The following is a 15,257-nucleotide window of genomic DNA, read 5'->3' as shown; positions in this document are numbered from 1 at the left end:
GAGGGGCTAAGGGGAGGGAGACAAACGGACCGGCAAGGCCTACGACCCGCCGGCCGCTAACAGCGACAGCGTGCGCACATTGTCGGAGCCTTCGAAGTCGGCAAGCCGGGTCGGATACTGGCCGGTGAAGCAGGCGTCGCAGAATTGCGGCTGCTCGTTGTCGCGGCCGACCTCGCCGACGGCGCGGTAGAGCCCGTCGATCGACAGGAAGCCGAGCGAATCGACGCGGATGAACTCGGCCATCTCCTCCACCGACATGCGCGACGCCAGCAGCTTCGATTTTTCCGGTGTGTCGACGCCGTAAAAGCAGGAAGCGCGCGTCGGCGGCGAAGCGATGCGCATATGCACTTCCTTGGCGCCGGCATCGCGCACCATCTGGACGATCTTCTGGCTGGTGGTGCCGCGCACGATCGAATCGTCGACCAGCACCACACGCTTGCCTTCGATCATGCGGCGGTTGGCGTTGTGCTTGAGCTTGACACCCATGTGGCGGATCGAATCGCCGGGCTGGATGAAGGTGCGGCCAACATAGTGATTGCGGATGATGCCGAGCTCGAACGGAATGCCCGCGGCCTGCGAAAAGCCGATCGCCGCCGGCGTGCCCGAATCCGGCACCGGCACGACGATGTCGGCCTCGACCGGACTTTCCTGCGCCAGCTCGGCGCCGATGCGCTTGCGCACTTCATAGACGTTGCGGCCTTCGACCGACGAATCCGGCCGCGCGAAATAGACATATTCGAAGATGCAGAAGCGGGTCTTCTGCGGCTCGAACGGGAACAGGCTTTCGATACCCTTGCTGGTGACGACGACCATTTCGCCGGGCTTCAGGTCGCGCACGAAACGCGCACCGATAATATCGAGCGCGCAGGTCTCGGAGGCGAGAATCCAGGCGCCGTCGAGATCGCCGAGCACCAGCGGGCGGATGCCGAGCGGGTCGCGGCACCCGATCATCTTCTTGGACGTCATCGCCACCAGCGAGAAGGCGCCTTCGACTTGGCGCACCGCATCGATGAAGCGCGAATTCAGGTCGCGCTCCTTGCTGGTGGCAACCAGGTGCAGGAGCGTTTCGGTGTCGGAGGTGGAAGAGAAGATGGCGCCTTGCTTCTGCAGGGCGCGCTGAACGGTCATGGCGTTGGTGAGATTGCCGTTATGGGCGACGGCAAAGCCGCCATCGGCAAGTTCGGCGAAGAAAGGCTGGATATTGCGCAGACCGGCGCCGCCGGTGGTGGCATAGCGTGTGTGGCCGATGGCACGGTTGCCTTGCAGGCTATCGATGACACGCTGCTTGGTAAAGGTGTCGCCGATCAGGCCGACATGGCGTTCGACATGGAATTGGGTGCCGTCATAGGAAACGATGCCGGCCGCTTCCTGGCCTCGATGCTGCAACGCATGCAGACCGAGCGTTACGATGGCTGCGGCGTCCTGCCGGCCGAAAATGCCGAACACGCCGCATTCGTCGTGGAAATGGTCGTCGGCTTCGGCGGAAAGCACGTCGTCTGCGTCTGCCACTGAGGCTGCCATTGGGGCTCAAGCTCCGCTAAAGTCGCCATATAAGGTCATAGCGCATCGAAAGCAACGCACGTCGTGCGGCGTTCACATGATCGACAGTCTTGAGCCTCGCAAGTCTGTCAAAATCAGTTTGCCGGCGCCGGGTTTGCAGGTGCCGGCGTCGCGGGCGCATTGTCGGCCGGCGGCGCATCGCTGTCGTCGGGTGCCGGAGCAGTGGCGTCGTCGCCGGCGGCAGGGGCTTCCGCTGCAGGCGCGTCGGGGGCCAGAGGCGTCTCGGTGGCCGGCTGATTCGGATTGAGCTTGTTGAGGATGGCGTTTTCCGGATCCTCGGGCAGCAGGCTTTCGAGCTTGGCGCCGATCGATTCGAGCAACGGCTTTGACTTGGCGTTGGCAATCCAGCCTGGAGCCTTGGCGCCGGCCAGCCAATTGAAGAAAAGCAGCGCGACAGCGACGACCAGAATGCCGCGCGCCGCGCCATAGAGGAAGCCAAGTGTACGATCGAGCGCGCCGATCCTGGAATCGATGATCCAGTCGGCGAGCTTCATGGTGATGACCGAAACGACGATCAGCGCGACAATGAAGACGATACCGGCGGCCGCCGCCATGGCGGCCTTTTCGTTGTCGACATAGGGCTGGATGTAAGGCAGCACCGGCTTGTAGAAGAAGAAGGCGGCGGCCGCGGCGGCTGCCCAGGAGATGATCGACAGGATCTCGCGCGAAAAGCCGCGAACCATAGCGAGCATCGCCGAGACCAGGGTGAAGCCGACGAGAATTCCGTCAAGCAGCGTAATCGGCATGTTTTTCGCCCCACTCCGATCTCTTTTTCACGGCCCGACGAGCCGCATCACTCTTGCTCGTCGGCGCGGCTGCGCCGAGAGCCGGCTATGCGCGCCACGAGATCGGCAAGCTCGGTGGGCTGGAAAGCGCCGGCTCCGATCCCCCCGACCCCATTGCCACCAACAAGTTCCTCGCTGCCCAAGGGCAGAACCGCGCGTCCGAAACCCAGCTTTTCGGCTTCCTTGAGGCGCTGCTGCGCATGCGCAACCGGCCTCACCGCACCCGACAGGCTGATTTCGCCGAAATAGACGCAATCGGCGGGAAGGGCAAGACCGATGAGCGAGGAAACCAGTGCCGCCGCCACTGCCAAGTCGGCCGCCGGCTCCGAAATGCGGTAGCCGCCGGCAACGTTGAGATAGACGTCGTGCGTGCCGAAGCGGACGCCGCAATGGGCTTCCAGAACCGCCAGGATCATCGACAGCCGGGCACCATCCCAGCCGACGACGGCGCGGCGCGGTGTGCCCAGCGTCGATGGCGCCACCAGCGCCTGGATCTCGACCAGCACCGGCCGTGTGCCTTCCATGCCGGCGAAAACCGCGGCACCCGGCGACTTCGCATGGCGCTCACCGAGGAAAAGCTCGGACGGATTGGCGACTTCCCGCAAGCCCTTGTCCGACATTTCGAAGACGCCGATCTCATCGGTTGGCCCGAAGCGATTCTTGACCGTGCGCAGGATGCGGTAGTGGTGGCCGCCTTCGCCCTCGAAATAGAGCACCGCGTCGACCATGTGCTCGACGACGCGCGGTCCGGCAATCTGGCCCTCCTTGGTGACGTGGCCGACCAGAACGATCGCCGCCCCTGTGGATTTTGCGTAGCGGATCATCGCCTGGGCGGCGGCACGCACCTGGGTCACCGTGCCGGGCGCCGAATCGGCCATATCGGTCCACAGCGTCTGGATCGAATCGAGAATGACCAGATCCGGCCGCTTGCCATCGGCGATGGTGGCGAGGATGTCCTCGACATTGGTTTCGGCGGCGAGCTCGACCGGGGTGTCGGCGACGCCGAGCCGCTGGGCGCGCAGCCTGATCTGCGCGACCGCCTCTTCGCCCGAGACATAGACGATGCGGTGGCCCTTTGCCGCCAGCGCGGCCGCGGCCTGGGTGAGCAGCGTCGACTTGCCGATGCCGGGATCGCCGCCGACCAGCAGCGCCGAGCCGCGCACGAAGCCGCCGCCGGTGGCCCGGTCGAGTTCGCCGATGCCGGAGACGATGCGCGGCGCGTCCTCGATGTCGCCGGAGAGGCTGGTCAGCACCACCGCGCGGCCCTTGCGTGCATTGCGCGTATTGGCCGGGCCGGAACCTATGCCGCCTGACGTGCCTTCCTCGACCAGCGTGTTCCACTCGCCGCAGGCATCGCATTTGCCGGCCCAGCGCTGATGCACCGAACCGCAATTCTGGCAGATGAACTGAATGCGGGATTTGGCCATCAGGCGCGGCCTGCGGCAATTGAAAGACAAGTCGGCGGGACAGCGCCCCCCTCTGTCCTGCCGGACATCTCCCCCTCAAGGGGGGAGATTGGCAGCTCCGATATTGCCGTACATCTAGCAGCATTGACGATTGCCGAAAGCCGAAACGACATCCGATCTCCCCCCTTGAGGGGGAGATGTCCGGCAGGACAGAGGGGGGTGCGAAGGAATGAGACCTGTATCAAGAGGTCACTCGAACCGATCCGGCAAATGATGCTCTTCCGCAAGGTCCGAGAAGCGGGTGAATTCGCCCTGGAAGGCGAGGCTGACCGATCCCGTTGGGCCGTGGCGCTGTTTGGCGACGATGACCTCGGCCTTGCCGCGCATCTCGTTCATCTCGTGTTCCCATTTGATGTATTCGTCGGTGCCCGGCTTCGGCTCGCGGTTCTTCAGATAATATTCCTCGCGGTAGACGAACAGCACCACGTCGGCGTCCTGCTCGATGGAGCCCGATTCGCGCAGATCCGAAAGCTGCGGGCGCTTGTCGTCGCGGCTCTCGACCTGGCGCGACAGCTGCGACAGCGCGATGATCGGCACCGCCAGCTCCTTGGCTAGTGCCTTGAGGCCGGTGGTGATCTCGGTGATTTCCTGGACGCGGTTTTGCGAGGATTTCGCGCTCGATCCCTGCATCAGCTGGATATAATCGATAACGATGACGTCGAGGCCGCGCTGGCGCTTCAGGCGACGCGCGCGGGCCGACAGCTGAGCGATGGAAATGCCGCCGGTCTGGTCGATGAACAGCGGGATTTTCTGCATTGTCTGCGAGCAGGCGACCAGCTTTTCGAAATCCATCTCGCTGATCTCGCCGCGCCGGATTTTCGACGACGGGATTTCCGTCTGTTCGGAAATAATGCGGGTGGCCAGCTGTTCGGATGACATTTCGAGCGAAAAGAAGCCGACGACGCCGCCATTGGCCGCCTTGAACGAGCCGTCCGCCTGCTGCGCCGGGACATAGGCCTCGGCGATGTTGAAGGCGATATTGGTGGCGAGCGAGGTCTTGCCCATGCCGGGGCGGCCGGCAATGATGATCAGGTCGGACGACTGCAGGCCGCCCATGCGGCGGTCGAGATCGCGCAAGCCGGTAGCAACGCCCGACAAATGCCCGTCGCGCATATAAGCCGCATTGGCCATGTCGACGGCGGTCTTGACGGCATCGGTGAAGCTCTCGAAGCCGCCATCGTAGCGGCCGGTTTCGGCCAATTCGAACAGGCGCCGCTCGGCATCCTCGATCTGGTCGGAAGGCGACATGTCGACCGGCGCGTCATAGGCGATGTTCACCATGTCCTCGCCGACAGTGATTAGCGCGCGCCGCGTCGCCAGATCGTAGATGGCGCGGCCATAGTCGGTGGCGTTGACGACGGTGACGGCCTCGACCGCCAACCGCACGACATATTGCGCCACCGTCATGTCGCCGACCTTCTCGTCGGCCGGCAGGAAGGTCTTCAGCGTGATCGGCGTCGCGATCTTGCCCATGCGGATGAGCTCGGCCGCGACCTCGAAGATCTTTCTATGCAGCGGCTCGTAGAAATGGCCGGGCTTCAGGAAGTCGGAGACGCGGTAGAAGGCATCGTTGTTGACCAGTATGGCGCCGAGCAGCGCCTGCTCGGCCTCGATATTGTTCGGCGCCTCGCGATAGAGCGGTGTTTCCGCCACGCCGAATTTTCGTGCTGCCTCTGCCATGATGTCCCCGGTCCTGATCCCCGTCTCTCGATATCAGAACGAGACAAGTCGGTGATGACTTATCTGCATCAGTCCCCAACCAACCAACTTTGATGCCCGCGATTCACAGCCAGGATCTTTCGGTGGAAAGAATCTCGATTGACTCGAATCAAGATGGCGAGCCTAGCCGTTCTCAGGCGAGAACAAAACAGGAAAATAGCTGCCGGTCATTCCGGCAAGGCATCACCCCAATCCAGTCGCCGCGCGGCCTTGAACGTCTCGCCGTCGCGCTTGGTGAACAGTCGCTCGGCAGCACTCCCATCCTGTTGGCAAAGCTTCAGCAAGACCTTGCCGGAGCCCGATTTCGGCGGTGCGATCACCCGCGCCCGGGACGGAGCGGCCGGATGGCGGGATGCGGCGACAAAGATGAATTTCTCGTCCTCCCACGGCACCTCGGCATCCTTGGCCAGCCGGTGCAGGCGCGAGCGGGCGACGCGACGGGCGAAATGGCACCAGTCGGGAGCGACGAGCGGGCAGGGCGCCTCATGCGGACATGGCGCGAGCACATGCGCGCGCGCCTCGATCAGCTGTCGGCGCACGGCAAGGATGCGCTGCCAGCCGGCCGGCGTGCCTGGCTCTACGACCAGCAGCGTGTCGGCGGTCAGCTGCCAGAGCCGGTCGACGAGTTTTGCCAGCGATGCCGGCGCGATCTCGTCCAGCACATAGGCTGAGGTCACCAGATCGGCCGGCTCCAGCTCGGCCAGGTCGATAGTGACATCGCCGGTCCGCCAGGCGGTCCTGGCAGTGACCGCCTCGGCGGCAAGCGCCTCGCCGACGCGCCGCACCGCGGCACCGGCCTCGAGCAGCACCGCCTGTTCGAGATCGGGCCAGAGATCGATTGTGGCCCAAAGCACCGTACCAGGGCCGGCGCCGACATCGAGCAAGGTCTTCGGAGCATAGTCGGGCCGAGACTCGCCCACCGCATCGAGGCTGGCGCGAACGGCCGCATAGGTCGCCGGTAGCCGCGTTGCCAGATAGGCCTTCACCGCCATGTCTTCGGCCATGTGCAGGCGACCGTCGCGCAACTCTGCGCGGTAGCGGTCCGACAGCGTCTTTGCCGCTTGCTTAAGCATCGGCAACGGCACCTGTTCGAGAAGGCGGTCGACGCCTTGTCTAAGCGGGACGGGCAGTTCCATCGCTTAGGCAGTCCGAGGTGCGAGCAGAATGACCGAGGCGCCAACGATGCAGATCGCGGCACCGGCAAGATCCCAGCGGTCGGGGTGCACGCCTTCCGCCAGGCACAGCCAGGCCAGCGAGGCGGCAATGTAGATGCCGCCATAGGCGGCATAGGCCCGGCCCGCCGCGCTGGTGTCGACCAGCGCCAGCAGCCACGCGAATAGCACGAGCGAGACGAGACCGGGCGCCAACCACAGCGGCGACTTGTCCAGCCGCCGCCACGCCCAGAGCGAAAAGCAGCCGGCGATCTCGGCAAGTGCGGCGGCGACGTAGAGGAGGTAGGTCATGAAAAAGGTCCCGCGTTGACGCGACCTTTTTCAGCGTGCCGGCCGGCAATGGCAAGCGGCAATGGCGTGACGCCGGCAGTCTACTCCGGATCCGCCACCTTGCGGCGGCGAGTGGGCTTGGCCACCGGAGCCTTTTCGCGACGTCCAAGATCGCGCATCTCCAGCGCCTTCTCGCAACTGGCCATGTAGTCGCGCGTCATCGGCAGCGTGTCGTTCTTCTTGGCAATCTGGATCTGGAAGATCACCAGATCCTGCCAGCGGAAGGCAGCTTCCGAGGCGGCAAGATAGAACTCCCACATGCGGCAGAAGCGCTCGTCATAAATCGCCTTGGCCTTGTCGCGGTTGGCCGCGAAGCGCTCGCCCCAATGCTTCAGTGTCTCGGCATAATGCAGCCGCAGAACCTCGATATCGGTGACGACGAGCCCCGATTTTTCGATGGCCGGCATCACTTCGGATAGCGACGGGATGTAGCCGCCCGGGAAGATGTACTTGCGGATGAAGGCGCTGGTTGCCCACGGCACGCCGGAGCGGCCGATCGTGTGCAGCAGCATGACGCCGTCCGGCTTCAGCAGCGTCGCCGACTTGTCGAAGAAGGTGCGGAAATGATTGACCCCGACATGCTCGAACATGCCGACGGAGACGATGCGGTCGAAACGCTCATTGAGCTCGCGATAGTCCTTGATGTCGAAATGCACCCGGTTTTGCAGGCCTTGCGCATGGGCGCGGTCGGTGGCGACGCCGTGCTGCTCGGTCGACAGCGTCACGCCTTGCACGTCGACGTCGAACGCCTTGGCTAGATAGAGCCCAAGCCCACCCCAGCCGGAGCCGATATCAAGAACCGTCTGGCCGGCCTTCAGCCTGAGCTTGGCGGCGATATGGCGCTTCTTGGCCGCTTGTGCCTCGTCGAGCGTCATGTCCGGCTGCTCGAAATAGGCGCAGGAATATTGCATGTCCTCATCGAGGAAGAGGCGGTAGAGGTCGCCCGACAGATCGTAATGGCGCTGCACGTTGCGGCGCGCCCGCGACGCCGTGTTGATCTGCTGCAGGCGCCGGAAGGCGTGGCGCAGACCTTCGATCGCCTTCGACCAGGTGGCATCGATACCGCCGCTGCCCATGTTCTGGAAGGCAATCCGCATCACCCCCAGCACGCCGCCCTCGAGAATGTCGAGTTCACCGTCCATGTAGGCTTCCGGCACCGCCAGCATCGGATCGAAGGTTATTGCGCGCTCGGCATGCCTTGTCTTGATGTGCATGTGCACCGGCTCGCCGCTGCCGTCACCGAAAGTCACCATCGAGCCTTGCGGCCCTGTCACCTTGAGATTGCCTATGCGGACCAGGCGGTCGAGAACGCGCTTCAGCAGAATATTCATGACCAATTGTCCCCTCTCGGCCAGACATGCTGTCCTATTCTGCATCAAGATATAGGGGTTCGAAAAGTTCCATTTGGCATAAAAATGCCCGGGTACGAGGCCCGGGCATTGGTCCAGAATAGCGATTAGCCGGCGAATGCCGACGAATGACGATCAGCCGTTGTCTTCGCCGCCTTCGAACTCCGCATTCGGATCGAAGAAGTTTTCCGGCCGCGCATTATCGTTGATGTCCTCGCCGTAGATGGCTTCGGCGGTGGTCAGTGTTTCGCCCTTGGCCTGGCGCTCGGCTTCGTCGGCCGTGCGGGCAATGTTGAGCGTGATGGTAACCTCGACTTCCGGGTGCAGCGCGATCGCCACATTGGTGACGCCGATGGTCTTGATTGGCTGGTTGAGCAGGATCTGGTTGCGGTTGACCGAAAAACCTTCCGCCGTCACCAGCTCGGCGATGTCGCGCGTCGAGACCGAACCATAAAGCTGGCCGGTCTCGCCGGCCGAGCGCACCGCGATGAAGCTCTTGCCGTCGAGCTTTTCTGCAATCTGCGCGGCTTCGGACTTGCGCTCCAGGTTGCGGGCTTCGAGCTGGGCCCGCTGTCCCTCGAACTTCTTCTTGTTAGCTTCGTTGGCGCGCAGCGCCTTGCCTTGCGGCAGCAGGAAATTGCGGGCGAACCCGTCCTTGACCTTGACGGTATCGCCCATCTGGCCGAGGCGGGAAACGCGTTCGAGAAGAATGACTTCCATGGTTTTGTTCCTTCGCTTGGGCGCTATCCTCAGGATCGGCGCCGAGTTGTCTGGAACAGGTCAGGAAGCTGGGGCGTCATCGCCTGTGTCGCTGTCCTGCCTGTCGCGGCAGTTAGGATCTCTTGTTGAAATCCAACCCGGGATTTGGTGTTCGATCCGGCTACGCCCGTCGTGGCCGGTGAAAAAGCGGGCGGCGAACCGCCCGCCTGAAGTGTTAGCGGACCACGTAGGGCAGCAGGCCGAGGAAGCGGGCGCGCTTGATCGCCTTGGCGAGTTCGCGCTGCTTCTTCTGGCTGACGGCGGTGATACGCGATGGCACGATCTTGCCGCGCTCGGAGATGTAGCGCTGCAGAAGCCGCACGTCCTTGTAGTCGATCTTCGGCGCGTTGGCGCCGGAGAACGGGCAAGTCTTGCGGCGACGGTGGAAGGGGCGCCGGGTTGGGATCTGGTTGATGTCGACCATTATTCTGCGGCTCCTTCAAAGCCTTCGCGCGGACGGCGCGGGCCACGATCGGCACCGCCATCGCCGAAGCTGCGCGGCGGACGATCACCACGGTCACCGCGATCGCGGTCGCCGAATGAGCGCGGGCCACGATCGCCACGGTCGCGGTCGCCGAAGCCGCCGCGTTCCGAGCGCTCTTCGCGCTTCTGCATCATTGCCGACGGACCTTCCTCATGCGCATCGACCTTGATGGTCAGGAAACGCAGCACGTCCTCGGACAGGCCCATCTGGCGCTCCATTTCATTGAGCGCGGCCGGCGGGCAGGTGATGTCCATGAGTGTATAGTATGCCTTCCGGTTCTTGTTGACCCGGTAGGTGAGGGACTTCAGTCCCCAGTTCTCGACCCGGCCGACGGACCCGCCATTCGCGGTGATGACGCCCTTGTACTGTTCGACAAGCGCATCGACCTGCTGCTGCGAGAGGTCCTGCCGGGCAAGAAACACATGTTCGTATAGAGCCATAGTGTTCGTGCCTTTCTTCGTTTCTCTCCCGGTTCCCGGCGGCAAAAGCCTCTGCAACTTCTCTGACCCGCAATCCTTGCGAAGGCGGGGAAGAAAGGAGCATGACGAGACGGTCGAGAGCGGAGACACGGGAGGCGGAAGCGCTTCTGGCTTCACGCGAAGGTTTCGAAAAACCTCCGGCCCTCCGTTCAGCCCCCAGCAAGGACCGGCAGATTGCGGGCGTCTATACAGGAATTTGACCGCAAAGCAAGGCCAAACGACAGGGCAAACGGCCCTACCGTCCCAGAGCGCCACGGGCCTCCACGGCAAGGCTTACGGATTTCCTGAAACCGGACCTTAACCACCATGCGAAGTTCCAGCACCGGCGGGTGTTGCGGCAACCCGTCGTTCATCATGCGGATGCAAAAGCAAACAGTCTGCGCGAGGTCGGCAGCAAGGCGGTTTTGGGGACAAAAATGCTTTTCGACAAATTCTGCCGTTCGAAGAGCGGCAACTTTGCCCTGATGCTGGCGTTCGGGCTGCCTGCGGTTCTGACCGCCGTCGCCTTTGCCGTGGACGTGTCCACCTTGATGAGGGCCAAGGTCAGCTTGCAGAACGCGCTCGATGCCGCGAACCTTGCATCTTCGCATCTCGGCGACATCGAGGCTTCGCGCAAGGACGTCTTCGACCGCTACTTCCAGACCAATGTCGCCGGCCACAGCGAGTTGAGGAACGCCGAAGCGACGCTTACCGTGGAAAGGGGCCTCAATTACATCCAGACAAAGGCTGTCGCCATGGCGGACGTCAATTTGAACTTCGCCTTCCTGTTCGGCAACGACAAGCGCATCACCGTCGATGCCGGCGCCGTCGAATCGACCAATCAGCTCGAAGTCGTGCTGGTGCTCGACAATACCGGGTCAATGGCCAGCAACGATCGCATCGGCGCATTGCGGACGGCGGCGACGGCCCTGATCGATATGCTCGAAGCGGCGAAGTCGCCGACGCGCAGCGTACGTGTCGCGGTGGTGCCGTTCGTCACCGCCGTCAACGTCAAGGGCGAGGACTACGATCCGGCCTGGATCGACATGGCCGGCAAATCGCCGAACAATGGCGCCAATTTCCCCTTGGTCGGCGGCAAGCGCGTCAACCATATGGACCTGTTCAAGCAATTGGGCGTCGAATGGAGAGGCTGAGTCGAAGCGCGGCCCGGAACCAACAATGTTTCCGACATTTCGCCCGACCAAAACAAACCGGACACCCTGTTCGTACCCTATTTCGCGCCGGACGATCCAGGTAACGCTAAAAATCCAACCAGCTCCTACGGCAATTCAGCGACCGGCTACAACAATTCCTATCTCGACGATACCGTTGTCACCGTGCTTCCCGGCCTCACCAGCGACATGGCGAAGTACAGTGTTTCGACGATGAAGCTGATCAACGACAAGAGAGGCCCACTGACTATCGGCCCAAACCGGGCCTGTCCGACGCCGATAGTGCCGCTGACCGATGATTTCGACAAATTGCGGAAGGCCGTCGGTGAGATGATCGAATGGAACGGCTCGGGGACCAATGTTTCGGAAGGCTTGTCATGGGGGATGCGGGTGCTCTCGCCGGAACCGCCTTACAGCGACGGCGCGCCGTTCAGGGCGTCAGGCACGACCAAAACGGTGCTGCTGCTCACCGACGGCGAGAATGTTGTCTATGGCGCGAAGGATACGCCACAGAAGTCGGACTATGGCTCCTACGGATTCCTGGCCTCGGGTCGGTTTGGATCCAGCGACCAGACCGCGGCCGCGCGCAATGTCGACGATTGGACAACCAATGTATGCAACACATTGAAGAAGCAGGACGTGCAGATATTCACAGTGCTGCTGCAGGCCGACACCGCAGCCAACCGCAAGCTCTACGAGGCCTGCGCATCGTCGCCGTCGGATTATTACCCGACCAACGACGTCAGTCAGCTCGAAAGCGTCTTCCTGAAAATCGGAAGCTCGATTTCGCAGTTGCACTTGACGAACTGAACGACGTCGGCCGCTCTCCCGCCGCCGCTGCTCAACTCGTGTGTGCAGCCACTTTGCCTGTGGTTTCGGGGAAGAAATCGGGCGCCGCATGGCGCTTGCCGAACATCATGTCGTATTGCAGCAGACGGAAGTCGCGGATTGCCGGATCGATCTCTTTCTGACGCGACCAATCGGGGGTGGCGTCGCCCCCCGGTGCCAAAAGCAAATTGCGGTCGATAACGCGGTAGCGCTCTCGCAACTGTCCGAGGAAGCCGGTGTAATAGGGATGGCTGATGCCGGCTGTCTTCAGGATATGGTAGGGCAGGAAGGACGGGCTGACGGCGCCCAGATCCTCGGCCGGGCCGCTGCGATTCGACCAGACGATCAGCGGCGTCTGGTGGTGCAGCAGCATCTGGTCGGCCGCCTCCTTGCGCGGCGCAACATTGTCCTTCAGGAAGCCGGTCTCGACGTAGACCGGCCCAAGCGGCGGCAGATGGTCGCCGAAGAACGCGATGACGGTCGGCCGCTCGCGTTTCTTCGCCCATTCGATCAGCCGCTCGAGGCCGCGGTCCGCGTCGGAAGAGCCTTCGGCATAGCTCAACAGCGATTCACGCGCCCATTGGCTGATCGGCGCCTGCACCTTGTGGGTCGGATTGTTATAGCGATACGGCTCATATGGCCCGTGGTTCTGCAGGCTGACGGCGAAAAAGAAGACCGGCTCGGCGCTGGTATCGGCTTCGTGGATGATCTCGTCGGTCATCGCAGCGTCCGACGCGAGCGGTCCGCGCTTCTGCATGGGCGGCAACGTCTCCTCGGACTTGAAGTCGTTGAAGCCGAAATCGGCATAGACGGCCCCCCGGTTCCAGAACCAGTTAGTGCCGGGATGGATAGCGCGCGCCCGGTAGCCTTGACTTTTCAGGAAGGTCGCCAGCGAGGGAGTCGGTGTCCGCACATATTGCTGGTAGGGAATGCTGCCCGCCGGCAGGAAGGCGTTGGAAAAGCCGGTCAGGGCCTCGAACTCGATGTTGGCCGTCATGCCGCCGAACTCGGGCGAGAACATGTAACCCGTGCGCAGTGCCCGCACATTGGGGATAGGGTCGGGCGTGATGGTGACGCCGGGTAGCTTGGTCGGATCCCAGAAGGATTCGCTCATGACGACGATGATGTCGGGCTTCTCGGCGGGTACCGAAGCCGTCACCTGCGGTTTGCCGATCGCTTCGATCGCCTTGCCGGAATAGCCGGGCGGCGCCGAGACATGCGCCATCGGGACGTTCAGCGCGAAGGCGAGCGCAAAACCGTTCGAGGCATAGTTTTCCTTCTGGTCCCACATGATCGGGATGATCTGCAGCCGGTCGCGTGTCCACGAGAAAGTGGCATAGTCCATGATGGAGACGAAGAAGGCGATCAGCGGCACCGTCAGCGTCAGCCGGGCAAGGCGGCCCTTGTGGCTGAGCGCCGGAACGCGGCGGCGCCATAGCCGCCAGCCATAGACGAGCAGCGACAGGCCGCCGACGATGCCGATCGCCAAGGCAATGGCGGTTCCCGGGCGATCGCGTACCAGAAGCGGCATCAGTGCCACGATCTGCCGGGAATAGAGGAAATCGGTCGGATAGAGCGGATCGCCGAGATACAGCGACTTCTGGTGGCCGACGAACGCCAGCGACAATGTCAGCGGCGCGACGATCATCAGGCTCTGATGACTGCGGCCGAGCACGGCGTCGAGGCCGATGAGGATCAGCGCAAAAATGATGATCGTGGTCCAGCCGGGTTTGAAAGGCTGCAGAAAGAAATCAATGGTGCCGGCAAAGTTGCCGCGCACGATCAGTTCGATGGCAAACACAAGGATGGCCGCAGCCAGCAAGCTGATAAGGCCATAGCGGATGACAGGCCATTTGCGCGCCGGCAGATAGCCGGTCGACGGATCGCCTTCAAGAAACTGGGGCGCCGCCTCGGCTGCGCTCTGCTTGGTCTTTGCCACTTCAATAGTTCCCCGGCCCGCAACAAAAGCGTCACTCGATTGTCATCGAACTGTCACGCAAAGCCTAGCGCCTGTGGCGGAAATAAGAAGAGCCAGCAAACAAATCGTGAGCGGTTTTCATCATGAGTGATCGCCAAAAAGCCTGCCGAAACAGGCACTCGGCCGATATTACGCGATCAAGGTTGGACTTGACTTGGCCGCACGCCTTGCGTCACAGGCAACGTGAACCAGCAGCTGGGAGCCGCCGATGGCCATCGCATTCACCTTTCCGGGGCAGGGCAGCCAGGCTGTCGGCATGGGCAAGGACCTCGCCGATACCTTTGTGGAATCGCGGCGGATCTTCGAGGAAGTTGACGACGCGCTCGGCGAAAACCTATCGAAGCTGATCTGGGAAGGCCCGGAAGAGACGCTGACGCTGACCGCCAACGCCCAGCCGGCGCTGATGGCGGTGTCGCTTGCCGCAATCCGGGCGCTGGAGGCGCGCGGCTTCTCCCTGAGCGGCAAGGTCACCTATGTCGCCGGCCACTCGCTTGGCGAATATTCGGCACTTGCGGCCGCAGGTTTCGTTTCGGTCGCCGACGCCGCCCGGCTGTTGCGCATCCGCGGTAATGCCATGCAGGCGGCTGTGCCGGCCGGCGAGGGCGCCATGGCGGCGATCATCGGGCTGGAACAGGCCGACGTCGAAGCCGCTTGCGCAGAGGCCGCCCAGGGCGCCGCCAAAGATCCCGCACAAGCCTTGGTTTGCCAGATCGCCAATGACAATGGCGGCGGCCAGCTGGTGATCTCCGGCGCCAGGCCAGCGGTCGAACTGGCGGCGAGGCTATGCACGGAGAAGGGCGCCAAGCGGGCGCTGATGCTGCAGGTCTCGGCGCCCTTCCATTCGGCATTGATGAAGCCTGCGGCCGAGATCATGCGGGAGGCGCTGGCCGCCGTGACGAAGAGTGCGCCGGTCGTGCCGCTGGTCTCCAATGTTACGGTGACCCCGACGAGCGATCCCGACGAGATCGCCCGCCGACTCGTCGAACAGGTGATCGGGCGCGTGCGCTGGCGCGAAACGGTGGAGTGGTTCGGCAGCAACGGCGTTGCGACGCTTTACGAAGTGGGCGCCGGCAAGGTGCTGTCGGGGCTGGCCCGCCGCATCAACCGCGACATTGCCACCAGCAGCATCGGATCAGCGGCGGAGGTCGAGACGGCAGTTGCCGCCTTGGGTGACCACGTAGCTTGAATTCATCTGTG

At 63.0% G+C, this 15,257-nt stretch carries 14 protein-coding genes; 3 read left to right on the top strand and 11 right to left on the bottom strand.

The window, feature by feature from the left end; genetic code table 11:
* Positions 1-39: 39 nt before the first annotated feature.
* The 10 genes from purF to rpsF form a co-directional block, all read right to left on the bottom strand.
* Entirely contained in the window at positions 40-1,509 is a 1,470-nt protein-coding gene (gene purF / locus NKH16_RS16240) for an amidophosphoribosyltransferase (RefSeq protein ID WP_352680775.1), read from the bottom strand.
* 125 nt (positions 1,510-1,634) lie between these two features.
* Positions 1,635-2,306, bottom strand: coding sequence for a CvpA family protein (locus tag NKH16_RS16235; protein ID WP_023677716.1), 672 nt, complete (start codon positions 2,304-2,306; stop codon positions 1,635-1,637).
* A gap of 47 nt (positions 2,307-2,353) precedes the next feature.
* The gene (gene radA, locus NKH16_RS16230; RefSeq protein WP_352744961.1) at positions 2,354-3,772 is read right to left on the bottom strand and encodes a DNA repair protein RadA; all 1,419 of its coding nucleotides are present in this window, start codon (positions 3,770-3,772) and stop codon (positions 2,354-2,356) included.
* 228 nt (positions 3,773-4,000) lie between these two features.
* The gene (locus NKH16_RS16225; protein WP_023677714.1) at positions 4,001-5,491 is read right to left on the bottom strand and encodes a replicative DNA helicase; all 1,491 of its coding nucleotides are present in this window, start codon (positions 5,489-5,491) and stop codon (positions 4,001-4,003) included.
* Between the two features lie 206 nt (positions 5,492-5,697).
* Positions 5,698-6,666, bottom strand: a complete 969-nt coding sequence (locus NKH16_RS16220; RefSeq protein WP_352744958.1) for a small ribosomal subunit Rsm22 family protein — start codon at positions 6,664-6,666, stop codon at positions 5,698-5,700.
* Positions 6,667-6,669: 3 nt separating this feature from the next.
* The gene (locus NKH16_RS16215; RefSeq protein WP_352744955.1) at positions 6,670-6,993 is read right to left on the bottom strand and encodes a YnfA family protein; all 324 of its coding nucleotides are present in this window, start codon (positions 6,991-6,993) and stop codon (positions 6,670-6,672) included.
* 80 nt (positions 6,994-7,073) lie between these two features.
* Positions 7,074-8,363 (bottom strand): cyclopropane fatty acid synthase, encoded by a 1,290-nt coding sequence (locus tag NKH16_RS16210; RefSeq protein ID WP_352569676.1) that lies wholly within the window; start codon positions 8,361-8,363, stop codon positions 7,074-7,076.
* A 153-nt stretch (positions 8,364-8,516) separates the two neighbouring features.
* Positions 8,517-9,101, bottom strand: coding sequence for a 50S ribosomal protein L9 (gene rplI, locus NKH16_RS16205; protein ID WP_254820243.1), 585 nt, complete (start codon positions 9,099-9,101; stop codon positions 8,517-8,519).
* A 214-nt stretch (positions 9,102-9,315) separates the two neighbouring features.
* Positions 9,316-9,564, bottom strand: a complete 249-nt coding sequence (gene rpsR, locus NKH16_RS16200) for a 30S ribosomal protein S18 (protein WP_006203718.1) — start codon at positions 9,562-9,564, stop codon at positions 9,316-9,318.
* Complete coding sequence (gene rpsF / locus NKH16_RS16195; RefSeq protein ID WP_292663863.1) at positions 9,564-10,064, bottom strand: 30S ribosomal protein S6; 501 nt, start codon at positions 10,062-10,064, stop codon at positions 9,564-9,566. Before rpsF ends, rpsR begins: the two co-directional genes overlap by 1 nt.
* 455 nt (positions 10,065-10,519) lie before the next feature.
* Here rpsF and NKH16_RS16190 point away from each other — a divergent pair, with 455 nt between their 5' ends.
* The gene (locus NKH16_RS16190; protein WP_352744952.1) at positions 10,520-11,236 is read left to right on the top strand and encodes a pilus assembly protein TadG-related protein; all 717 of its coding nucleotides are present in this window, start codon (positions 10,520-10,522) and stop codon (positions 11,234-11,236) included.
* A 183-nt stretch (positions 11,237-11,419) separates the two neighbouring features.
* Positions 11,420-12,064, top strand: a complete 645-nt coding sequence (locus NKH16_RS16185) for a vWA domain-containing protein (protein ID WP_352698631.1) — start codon at positions 11,420-11,422, stop codon at positions 12,062-12,064.
* Positions 12,065-12,095: 31 nt separating this feature from the next.
* On the opposite strand, the gene NKH16_RS16180 is transcribed toward NKH16_RS16185, so the two are convergent.
* Positions 12,096-14,021 (bottom strand): LTA synthase family protein, encoded by a 1,926-nt coding sequence (locus tag NKH16_RS16180; protein ID WP_023677707.1) that lies wholly within the window; start codon positions 14,019-14,021, stop codon positions 12,096-12,098.
* 247 nt (positions 14,022-14,268) lie between these two features.
* On the opposite strand from NKH16_RS16180, the gene fabD reads away from it, so the two are divergent.
* A complete protein-coding gene (gene fabD, locus NKH16_RS16175) occupies positions 14,269-15,246 on the top strand; it encodes an ACP S-malonyltransferase (RefSeq protein WP_352744949.1) in 978 nt (325 codons plus the stop codon).
* The last annotated feature ends 11 nt before the right edge of the window (positions 15,247-15,257 follow it).

This window comes from Mesorhizobium sp. M1307 (assembly GCF_040318155.1).
GTDB lineage: Bacteria > Pseudomonadota > Alphaproteobacteria > Rhizobiales > Rhizobiaceae > Mesorhizobium.
This window is presented reverse-complemented; position numbering and strand designations above follow the sequence as displayed.

Coding starts and splice junctions, on each gene's coding strand:
- NKH16_RS16215 (WP_352744955.1), bottom strand. CDS start 6,993: ATGACCTACCTCCTCTACGTCGCCGCCGCACTTGCCGAGATCGCCGGC.
- rpsR (WP_006203718.1), bottom strand. CDS start 9,564: ATGGTCGACATCAACCAGATCCCAACCCGGCGCCCCTTCCACCGTCGC.
- NKH16_RS16220 (WP_352744958.1), bottom strand. CDS start 6,666: ATGGAACTGCCCGTCCCGCTTAGACAAGGCGTCGACCGCCTTCTCGAA.
- radA (WP_352744961.1), bottom strand. CDS start 3,772: ATGGCCAAATCCCGCATTCAGTTCATCTGCCAGAATTGCGGTTCGGTG.
- rplI (WP_254820243.1), bottom strand. CDS start 9,101: ATGGAAGTCATTCTTCTCGAACGCGTTTCCCGCCTCGGCCAGATGGGC.
- fabD (WP_352744949.1), top strand. CDS start 14,269: ATGGCCATCGCATTCACCTTTCCGGGGCAGGGCAGCCAGGCTGTCGGC.
- NKH16_RS16235 (WP_023677716.1), bottom strand. CDS start 2,306: ATGCCGATTACGCTGCTTGACGGAATTCTCGTCGGCTTCACCCTGGTC.
- NKH16_RS16190 (WP_352744952.1), top strand. CDS start 10,520: ATGCTTTTCGACAAATTCTGCCGTTCGAAGAGCGGCAACTTTGCCCTG.
- NKH16_RS16225 (WP_023677714.1), bottom strand. CDS start 5,491: ATGGCAGAGGCAGCACGAAAATTCGGCGTGGCGGAAACACCGCTCTAT.
- rpsF (WP_292663863.1), bottom strand. CDS start 10,064: ATGGCTCTATACGAACATGTGTTTCTTGCCCGGCAGGACCTCTCGCAG.
- NKH16_RS16210 (WP_352569676.1), bottom strand. CDS start 8,363: ATGAATATTCTGCTGAAGCGCGTTCTCGACCGCCTGGTCCGCATAGGC.